The 10534-nt window shown below is 27.0% G+C and carries 9 protein-coding genes; all 9 read left to right on the forward strand.

Features of this window, described 5'->3' with window-relative positions:
* Positions 1–426: hypothetical protein (locus tag B5E58_RS13555; protein WP_206608587.1), on the forward strand; the 426-nt coding region annotated here is incomplete at its 5' end.
* A 13-nt stretch (positions 427–439) separates the two neighbouring features.
* Positions 440–1597 carry a restriction endonuclease subunit S gene (locus tag B5E58_RS12670; RefSeq protein WP_088110015.1) on the forward strand — a complete coding sequence of 386 codons (1158 nt, stop codon included), beginning with the start codon at positions 440–442 and terminating at the stop codon, positions 1595–1597.
* 30 nt (positions 1598–1627) lie between these two features.
* Positions 1628–4741: a type I restriction endonuclease subunit R gene (locus B5E58_RS12675; RefSeq protein WP_088110016.1), complete on the forward strand. Its 3114-nt coding sequence runs from the start codon at positions 1628–1630 to the stop codon at positions 4739–4741.
* Positions 4742–5146: 405 nt separating this feature from the next.
* Positions 5147–6286 carry a hypothetical protein gene (locus B5E58_RS12680; RefSeq protein WP_088110017.1) on the forward strand — a complete coding sequence of 380 codons (1140 nt, stop codon included), beginning with the start codon at positions 5147–5149 and terminating at the stop codon, positions 6284–6286.
* 30 nt (positions 6287–6316) lie between these two features.
* Positions 6317–7348, forward strand: coding sequence for a YqaJ viral recombinase family nuclease (locus B5E58_RS12685; protein WP_088110018.1), 1032 nt, complete (start codon positions 6317–6319; stop codon positions 7346–7348).
* A 162-nt stretch (positions 7349–7510) separates the two neighbouring features.
* Positions 7511–8254 carry a hypothetical protein gene (locus B5E58_RS12690; RefSeq protein ID WP_088110019.1) on the forward strand — a complete coding sequence of 248 codons (744 nt, stop codon included), beginning with the start codon at positions 7511–7513 and terminating at the stop codon, positions 8252–8254.
* An 11-nt stretch (positions 8255–8265) separates the two neighbouring features.
* On the forward strand, positions 8266–9342 hold the full coding sequence (locus B5E58_RS12695; RefSeq protein ID WP_088110020.1) for a DUF3854 domain-containing protein: 1077 nt from the start codon (positions 8266–8268) through the stop codon (positions 9340–9342).
* Positions 9343–9391: 49 nt separating this feature from the next.
* Entirely contained in the window at positions 9392–9793 is a 402-nt protein-coding gene (locus tag B5E58_RS12700) for a hypothetical protein (protein WP_088110021.1), read from the forward strand.
* A gap of 135 nt (positions 9794–9928) precedes the next feature.
* Positions 9929–10480, forward strand: coding sequence for an RNA polymerase sigma factor (locus B5E58_RS12705; protein WP_088110022.1), 552 nt, complete (start codon positions 9929–9931; stop codon positions 10478–10480).
* Positions 10481–10534 lie beyond the last annotated feature (54 nt).

Here is a 10534-nt window from a genome sequence, read left to right on the forward strand (position 1 = left end):
GTTCAATATATAGATACTCAAAGTTTTAATATTGATAAAATGGATAAAGATATAAAAGAAAAAATTGAAAATATATTTAATTATTTATCACAGAATATTTTTGTAAAAAACAAAAATAAGTATTTTTTAAATTATACAAATATTATTTTAAATTATGTATCATACTTTTTTAAAGATAAAGCCTATAAATATGAAAATGAAGTAAGAATGATACAATTCAGAGATTATGAAAGCGAAGATATAAGAATAGATGAAGAAAATTTTGAAATACCAAGATTATATATAGAATATAACAAAGAAATTAAAGCAAAAGAATATTGTGAAGAAATAATTGTCGGTCCGAAGGGGAATTTTGAAGAAATAGCAACCTATGGAAAATATGTAGGTGTAAAAGAATGTACTAAATCAAAAATAAAATATAGATAGTAGGGATTTATAATTGAGTAAATTACAAAATTTAATAAATGAGCTTTGCCCTAATGGGGTGAAGTATAAAAAACTTGAAGATGTACTTATAATTAAAAATGGTCGTGATTATAAGCAATATAAACAAGGAAATATTCCTGTATATGGTTCAGGTGGGATTATGACATATATTGATACATCAATATATGATAAGCCTTCAGTTCTTATTCCAAGAAAAGGTTCTTTGGATAAATTATATTATGTAGATGAACCATTTTGGAATGTAGATACAATTTTTTATACAGATATAAATATAAAAAAAGTAATTCCTAAATATGTATATTATTGGTTGTCAGGACAACATCTTGAAAAATTAAATAAAGCTGGAGGAGTTCCAAGTCTTACGCAATCAATATTAAACAAGGTAAAAATCCCCCTTCCACCACTACCAATACAAGAGGAAATTGTCCGAATTTTGGACAATTTCACAAAGCTTACAACAGAACTTACAACAGAGCTTACAGCAAGAAAAAAACAGTATGAGTATTATAGAGATAAGTTGTTGAATTTTAATGAAGAGGTTGAATGGGCTTATCTAGGAGATATATCTAATATTACAGATTATGTTGCTAATGGTAGTTTTGCAAGTATAAAAGAAAATGTAGAATATAAAAAAGAACAAGATTATGCTGTATTAATAAGAACTGTTGATTTTTCGTCAAATTTTAATCCAGAAAAGTTAGTTTATATTAATAAACATGCATATGATTTTCTCTCTAAATCTAAATTGTTTGGTGGAGAAATTATTATTAATAATATTGGAGCAGGTGTAGGAAATACATTTAGATGTCCAAATCTTAATACTCATATGAGTTTAGCACCTAATGCAGTTATGGTAAAAACGGAAAATAATTCTTTTTATTATTATTGGTTTAATAGCAAATGGGGTCAAAATGCTATACAAAAAATAGTTGGAAAAAGTGCTATGCCTAAATTTAATAAAACAGAGTTAAGAAAAATAAAAGTTCCTATTCCAAGTAGAAACATTCAAAAAAATATTGTTTCAATACTTGACCGTTTTGATACTCTTTGTAACGATATTACAAGTGGTTTGCCTGCTGAAATAGAATTGCGTAAAAAACAATATGAATATTATAGGGACAAACTTCTTAATTTTAAAGAATTACAATAATTAAACAGTAATTAAAAGGAGGTTTTCAAAATGCCTTTTTTCGATATTATTTCCCAAACTGCTGAAAGTACCGTTGTATCAGAATACATTCCCACCGAGAGAACAGCAAAAAATTATCAAAGTGAGGCGGAACTTGAAAAAGAGTTTATAAATATACTTTCTAATCAGGGATATGAATATATAAATATACATTCTGAAAATGATTTGATTGAAAACCTTAGGAATAAAATTCAAGAGCTTAACAACTATACTTTTTTAGATGATGAGTGGCAAAGATTTTTTAAAAATTCAATAGCTAATAATAATGAGGGTATTGAAGAAAAATCTAAAAAAATTCAGGAAGATTATATTCAAGTACTTAAAAGAGATGACGGAACTTCTAAAAATATAAAACTTATTGATAAAAAGGATATTCATAATAATAAATTACAGGTTATAAATCAATATGTTATAGGAAAAAAAGAGGGTGCAAACTATGACAACCGTTATGATGTTACTGTACTTATAAACGGTTTACCTATGGTACATATTGAACTTAAAAGACGTGGAGTAGCTATAAGAGAGGCTTTCAATCAGATTAACCGATATAAAAGGGACTCTTTTTGGGCAGGAAGCGGACTTTTTGAATATATTCAAATTTTCGTTATATCAAACGGTACAAATACAAAATATTATTCAAACAGTACTCGTTTTAATGCCATAAAAGAAGCAAAAACAAAAAGAAAAGGTAAGACAAGTAATAGTTTTGAGTTTACATCTTTTTGGGCAGACGGTAAAAATAAAATAATACCTGACTTAGTAGACTTTGCAAAAACATTTTTTGCTAAACATACTATATTAAATATTATTACTAAATATTGTATATTTACATCTGAAAATATATTAATGGTTATGCGTCCATATCAGATTACTGCAACAGAGCGAATTTTAAACCGTATAGATATTGCTACAAATTATAAAAAATATGGCTCTGTTGAAGGTGGTGGATATATATGGCACACAACAGGCTCAGGTAAAACACTTACATCTTTTAAAACTGCAAGACTTGCCTCATCACTTGATTATATTGATAAAGTACTTTTTGTTGTTGACCGTAAAGACTTAGATTATCAGACAATGAAAGAGTATGACCGTTTTGAGGAAGGCTCTGCAAACAGTAACACATCAACAGCAGTATTAAAAAAACAGCTTGAAGATGATACAGCTAAAATAATAATTACAACTATACAGAAACTTTCTACATTTATAAAGAAAAACAAAGAACATAGTGTTTATAATAAGCATATTGTAATTATATTTGATGAGTGCCACCGTAGCCAGTTTGGAGATATGCATACCGCAATAATAAAGAGTTTTAAAAAATATCATTTGTTTGGATTTACAGGGACACCAATTTTCCAAGATAATGCAATAAAAAACAGTAATTCACGCTTTTCTACAACTGACGATATTTTCGGAGATAGACTTCATACATATACAATAGTACATGCTATTAGAGATAAAAACGTTCTTCCTTTCAGAGTTGACTATATAAAAACAATGGATAAAAGCTCTGATATTGATGACGAAAAAGTTTGGGACATAGACAGAGAAAAAGTTTTTATGGCACATGAAAGAATTGAACTTATAACAAAATATATACTTGAACATTTTGACCAAAAAACTTACAGAGGTAATAAAACTTATATTTTTAATTCACTTTTAAATATTGAGGAAGTGGCAAAAGCTAAAAATGACACTGTTAAGGAAATAAAAGATAAACAGCGTTTAAGCGGTTTCAATTCAATATTTGCTGTTGCCTCTGTGCCTATGGCTAAACTTTATTATGAAGAATTTAAAAAGCAAATGGAAAAAGATATTTCAAAAAAATTGAAAGTTGCTGTTATTTATAGCTATGGTGCAAATGAGGAGGAGGCTGACGGTATACTTGACGAGGAAAACTCTGAAGATACATCAGCCCTTGATAAAAACTCAAGAGATTTTCTTGAGTCTGCCATAAAAGATTATAATGATATGTTTAATACAAGCTATGACACATCAAGTGAAAAATTCCAAAACTATTATAAAGATGTATCCCTTAGAATGAAAAATAAAGAGCTTGATTTGCTTATAGTTGTAAATATGTTTCTTACAGGATTTGATGCAACTACTTTAAATACATTGTGGGTTGATAAAAATTTGAAAATGCATGGACTTATACAGGCTTTTTCAAGGACAAACCGTATTTTAAATTCAATAAAAACCTTTGGAAATATTGTTTGTTTCCGTAATCTTCAAAAAAGAGTCGATGAAGCTATTGCATGTTTTGGAGATGAGAGCAGAGGCGGAGTTATAATACTTCGTAGCTTTAATGATTATTATAATGGCTATACAGACGATGAGGGTAAATATAATAAAGGATATGTTGATATTGTAAAAGAACTTGATGAAAAATTCCCATTGACTGATGAAAACATTGTAGGGGAAGAAAAACAAAAAGATTTTATAATGCTTTTTGGAGCGTTTTTGAGAATGAGAAATCTTTTATTGTCATTTGATGATTTTTCAGATAAAGAGATTATGTCGGAGCGTGATATTCAAGATTATATGGGAAGATACCAAGATTTGCGTGATGAATGGAATAAAAAGCGTGAGGAAGGAAAAAGCAAAGATATAAATGACGATATTGTATTTGAAATCGAACTTATAAAACAAATTGAAATAAATATTGATTATATACTTATGCTTGTCAAAAAATATCATGATAGCCATTGTAAAGATAAAGAAATTCTTGTATCCATACAAAAAGCAGTTGATGCCAGCCCTGAACTCCGTAGTAAAAAACAGCTTATTGAAACATTTATTTCAAAAGTCAATGATGTTGAAGATGTTATAGGTGAATGGCATAATTATGTTGATAAGGAAAGAGAAAAAGAACTTGTAAATATTATAGAAGAAGAAAAATTGAAAACAGAAGAAACAAGAAAATTCATTGAAAATGCTTTCCGTGACGGTGAAATTAGAACAAGTGGAACTGATATTGATAAAATAATGCCACCTGTTTCACGTTTTGGCGGTGGTCGTGCTAAGAAAAAACAAAGTGTTATTGATAAACTTAAAGGTTTCTTTGATAAGTACTTTGGCATTGGCGGGGGTAGGTTTTAGAATTATAATTTAATAATTTATGTAAAAATTTGTAAATAACGATATTAATTTGTATTGTATAAAAGAATAGCCTTATTAAAAAATTATAAATTATAATAAATTATTTAGTTTATACAATTAGATAAAACTATATAGCAGTAACAAAATCTTAATTGACAATACATATATATTATAGTAATCTAATAATATAAGTATTGATTTTTACCTATTAAGGTATGTTGTTTATGAATTAAAAGCGTTTTTGTATTTATGTTTATAAGGCATATGCAAAAACGCTTTTTTTATTTTTTGGAGAAATCCATTTTTAGCAGGAATGAATTATTTTTAAATTTATCCTGCTTTTTTTATTGTTCAAAAGGTTAAATAAAAGCCTTTTGGATATATTTAAGAAAGGTGGCAAAGTTTATGAAAGAAAAAGTGTTTGCAGATGATTTTCAAATGAATTTTTTAAAGGAGGAGGATTTTTTAAATTTTATTTCAGAAAGAGAAGCAAATTCATACTGGAAAAGATATCAAAGTAATGAGCTTAGATTTTTTGCATTAGATAATAATATCATATCAAATAATATGCAATATCAATTAAAAGAGTCTGAAATACCTGTGTTTGAGGATACTATGAAACATACAAGACTTATTTTAAAAGTTACAGACAAAATTTATCCTGTTAGAAGTTGTGCTGTAAAAAGTATATTAGAAAGAGCAAAGGTCTCAGGTAATGCATTAAACAAAGTAGAAAAAAATGTATTGGCAAGGATTTTAAATTACTGTATGGAAGTTGCATCAGGTGAGGCATTGCTAAGATTTTGTGAAGATAAAATATCTGCTGTTCATGGTGGTGATCCATCAGATTATGCTGTTTTAGAAACTCCTGAGTTATTTAGAAAAACAGTAGAATACTTACAAAATAATTTTACAGGCTATATATTTGCGGGAGCATCTTATGACCATTCTATAGCAACAGCCTTATGGGAATTAAGTGACGATGAGGATTTAATAAAGAAATATAAAAAACTTTTAGAAAAATCAAAAATATATGATGATATTGTTAAAGTAGGACTTAGATTAACTACTTCTGATACAGGATATAGTGGTGCAAATTTATATCCTTTGTTATTTATAGGTGATAATTCAAAAATATTGCCTTTGGGAAGTCCTTTAAAGTTAGAACATAAAAACGGTGCTGTTATTAAAGATTTTGATAATCAATTAAATCTACTTTACTCTCATTACAGTAAGGCTATTGGTGGACTTCAAAAATTAACTAATATTACACTTTTTTATCCACTTAATGCTATGTTATGTGTAATGAAGAAAATAGGTGTGCCAAAAAAATTGGCTTATGAAGCCATGGATATTTTTATAAAACAGAATGGGGATTTTCCTTGTACGGCTTATGAAGCATATATTGGTATTTCAGAAGTAATAAATATATTACAATCTGAATCTATAAGTGGATCAAAAATAGTTAGAACAGAAGAAAACATCTCAAGAGCAGTACATATTCGTTGGAAAGACTACGATATTCCAGGAGAACTTAAATGGTAATAGAGTGAATGTTAATAAGGAGGAATTAAAATGAGTTTAGAATTAAATTATGAAGCAGAAGTTGTTGTTGATACTTCAAATATTACAGAAGAAGAGTGGTTAAAATACAGATTTCAAGGTATAGGTGGTAGTGATGCTGCAGCTGTATTAGGTATTTCAAAATATAAAACAGCAAGAGATTTATATTTTGAAAAAATAGGCAGAAAACCTGATGTTGAAGAAAATAATAATTGGGTGACATTAGAAGTTGGTAAAAGACTTGAAGATTTAGTTGCTCAAATATTTGCCAATAAAACAGGTTTTCATATATGGCAAGAAAAGAAAATGTTAAGACATCCATTATTTCCATTTATGTTAGCTGATACAGATTATCTTTTTGAGACAAATGATGGAATGATAGGTATACTTGAGTGTAAAACATCAAATGTATATTCGAAAGATAAATGGGATAGTGGTAGTGTACCATATAATTATGAAATACAATGTCGTCATTATATGGCTGTGAAAAATGTAGATGTTGCATATATTGCTTGTTTATATGGTAATACTGAAAATGATTTTGTATATCAAAGAATAGATAGAGATTTAGATTTTGAAGAAGATATGATTATACAACAAAAAGAATTTTGGAATGAATATGTTTTAAAACAGCAAGAACCACCTCTACAAGGTGATGGTGATTTAGTTCTAAAAAGTTTAAACAAATATAAAAATAATCAAAATAATATAGACGAACTTATATTTGATAGTAGTTATATTAAAATTTGTGAAAAAATTTTAGAGATGAAGACAGAAAAATCTATTATTGAGAAAAAAGCAAGAGAGATTGAAAGTAAAATAAAAACATTATATGCCCAATTTATAGCTATGCTTGGTAATGGAATAAAAGGTAGATGCATAGGAAATGATTGTGAGTATGTTATTACATATAAACCTTCATATCGTACAATGATAAATAAAGAAGCATTAGAAAAAATGCAATTAAATGATAAAGAAATATTTGAGAAGTATGCTTCGGTTTCTGAAAGCAGATCTTTTCAGATTAAAAAAGTAATTAAGTAGAAATAGGTTTTAATATTAAACTTGTAATAAAATCTTTTCTATTTGAAAGAAAGGTGTAAAAAGCAAATATAAAGCTGAATGTAATAGTTTAAAGGAATTAACTGAGTTGTTATTTTAAAATAATGACTCAGTTTTATTATTTATTTAAAGGAGTAAATTAGAATGAGTAAAAATATGGAAGAAAATATTCGAATTATAAATAGTCTTAATGCGGTAGAAGGCTTTGATCCATCGGCTTTTCTTCGAAAACTACAAAATGAAAAGGGTGAAGAACAGTTATATTTAGATGTTAAATATAGAAAGTTATGGTTTCGTTTAAAGTATCCTTTAGGAAAGATTACAAAAAGGATTATAAAACTTGAAAATGATTATGCCATTATAGAAAGTAGAGTATATTTGGATCGTAATGATAACGATGAAAGTTATATTTCTTGTGCTATTGCTCAAAGATGGCGTTCTGAAGATGATATATATGGAAAAAGATATGTTGAAACGGCAGAAACAGCATCAGTTGGAAGAGCTCTTGCAGATGCTGGATTTGGTATTCAATTTTCAGAGCCGGAAGGTGAGAAAGACATTAATCCTGTTGATTCACCAATAACAATATCAAACAGTACTAATAATACTGTACCTATTGCAGATGAATCTTTACCTGATAATATACATACAACCTCTACAAATAAAAAAGAAATATCTGAAAGTATGCCTGTTGAAGATATTATGAATATTATGACAGTTGATGATGCTAAGAATTTAGTAGTTCCTATGGGGTTCTATAAGGGTAAAACATTAGGTGAACTTTGTATAGAAAAACCTTCTGCTATTAATTGGTACATTGATTCTTATAGTGGTAAAAATAATATTTTAAGAGCTGCTGCTAAAATTCTTATAGATGCTGCAGGATAAGGGGGATTTTTATGGGTAATTATCCATTTACAATATTAGATGTTGCAGAAATTTTAAAGTTAAATGTTCGTAGAAGACAATTAACAAATATTGATGTAGATTGTCCCTTTTGTGGGCATAAAAAAGGTAAAATGAATATTAACTTTGCTAAAAATGTATTCCGCTGTAATTATTGTAATGAGTCGGGTGGAATGATTGATTTATATGCTAAATTATATCATATAAGTACATATGAGGCGTTTAATGAAATTTGTGAAATATTGAAATGTAATAAAGATATATCTAATTATGAGAAACCCATAAAACAGTATAAAGAAATAGTATCAAATTTAGAACAAAAAGAAAAAGCAGATTTGGATATAAGACATAGAACATATACAGCTCTATTATCACAACTTATTTTAACAGATTACCATAAAGAAAGTCTTATAAATCGTGGGTTAAAAAATGACCAAATAGTAAAATACAGCTATAAAAGTACACCTGCTTTTGGTTTTGATAGGTTAGTGGCTACTCTTGTATCTAATGAATATGAATTAGATGGAGTTCCCGGTTTCTATACTAAGAAAAATAATACATATGGTATTAATTTTAATAAGAAAACAACAGGGATATTAATACCTATATGTAGTATAACAGGTAAAATAGAAGGATTTCAAATAAGACTTGACAAAGCATTTGATGATAGAAAATATATTTGGTTTTCAAGTTCAAATCACTTTCGAGGAACATCTGTTGGTGGACCTGCACATTTTATAGGTAATCCTCTATCAAAGACTGTATATGTAACAGAAGGTGCATTAAAAGCTAATATTGCACATGTGTTATCTGGTAAAACATTTATTGCTGTTCCGGGTGTTAATCATTATAAATCTTTAGAAAATATTTTTACCCAATTAAAACAAACTGGTACAACAGATATTGTTGAAGCCTATGATATGGATAAATACACTAATATTCATGTTGAGAAAGCCTGTATGAATATGATATGTCTTGCAAATAACTTTGGGTTTAATGTTCATAGACTTAAATGGAATGATAAATATAAAGGAATAGATGATTGGTTATATAGTATGAAGAATAAATAAAAATTTAGTCATAGCAATTTTGCTATGACTTTTTTAGGAGGAATTTTTTATGAAAGAATGGAAAATAGTTATTTTTGATGCAATAAAGAATACAGCTTTAAAAAATGAAGATATAGTAGCTGAAAGGAACAGAATATATTATGGATTTAAAAATTTGTACAAAATAATTGAAGAGTATGAAAATATGGGATTTAAAGACGAACTTCTTTTAGCAGTAACAAAGAAAAAGATTGAATTTATAAATAATGCAAAATTTAAAATTGAAATTAAGCAGATACTTAAACCTTCTGTACCAAAATACAATTTTGGAAATTTTATATTTTCAAAGTACCATATTGAAGAAGAAGAGCTTTTATTATGGTCTGTAATGTCGTTGAAAGCACCATTAAACGATGAGGGCTTTAAAAGATATTTTGAACTTTTTGAAAAATATAATTTTTATTTATACTAATTTAGAAACCTATAAATTTTTATGTGATTAAATTCTATAAATATATATTGGTAAAATTTAGTTGCTAAAATATATAGATTTTTATCTTTATCAATCAAAAAATATTTATTTTAAGTTTTGATTGGGGTGATAAAAATGAGTGAGACAAAAACTTTATATGAGCTTTTAATAAAAGCAAAAGAAAATGATGAAGATAGTATTGTTGCATTATGTAAAAAATTTGATCCATTAATTAAAAAATATTGTAATCGTTTATATTATGAAGATGCTTATTATGATATAAAAGAAATTTTTATATATATTATTATGAAAATTCCAATCGAAAAAGAAGAATTTAAACATGATAAATATATTTTGTCTTATATTAAAAATGCAATGTATCATTCTTTTATACAATTAAATAAGAAAAAGGAAATTTATGAAAATTATATTTGTTTTTTGCCAGAAGATGTTTCTTTTGATAACATTTTAATAGATAATATTTCAAATGATTGTATAAAAGATAAGTTATTGTTAATTGATATGAAAACTTTATTAACAGAAAAACAATTAAAAATATTTGAGTTAAAAATAATACAAGGTTATTCTGATAATGATATTGCTAAGGTGTTACAAATTTCAAGACAAGCAGTGAATAAACAAGTTAATAAAATTAAACCTAAATTAAAAGAATATTTATATTTATAGGAGATGATAATGATGGAAACAAATAAAATAGAATTATTAAATTCTATTGTAGAG

The organism is Tyzzerella sp. An114 (assembly GCF_002161055.1).
GTDB classification, from domain to species: Bacteria; Bacillota; Clostridia; order Lachnospirales; family Anaerotignaceae; genus Fimicola; species Fimicola cottocaccae.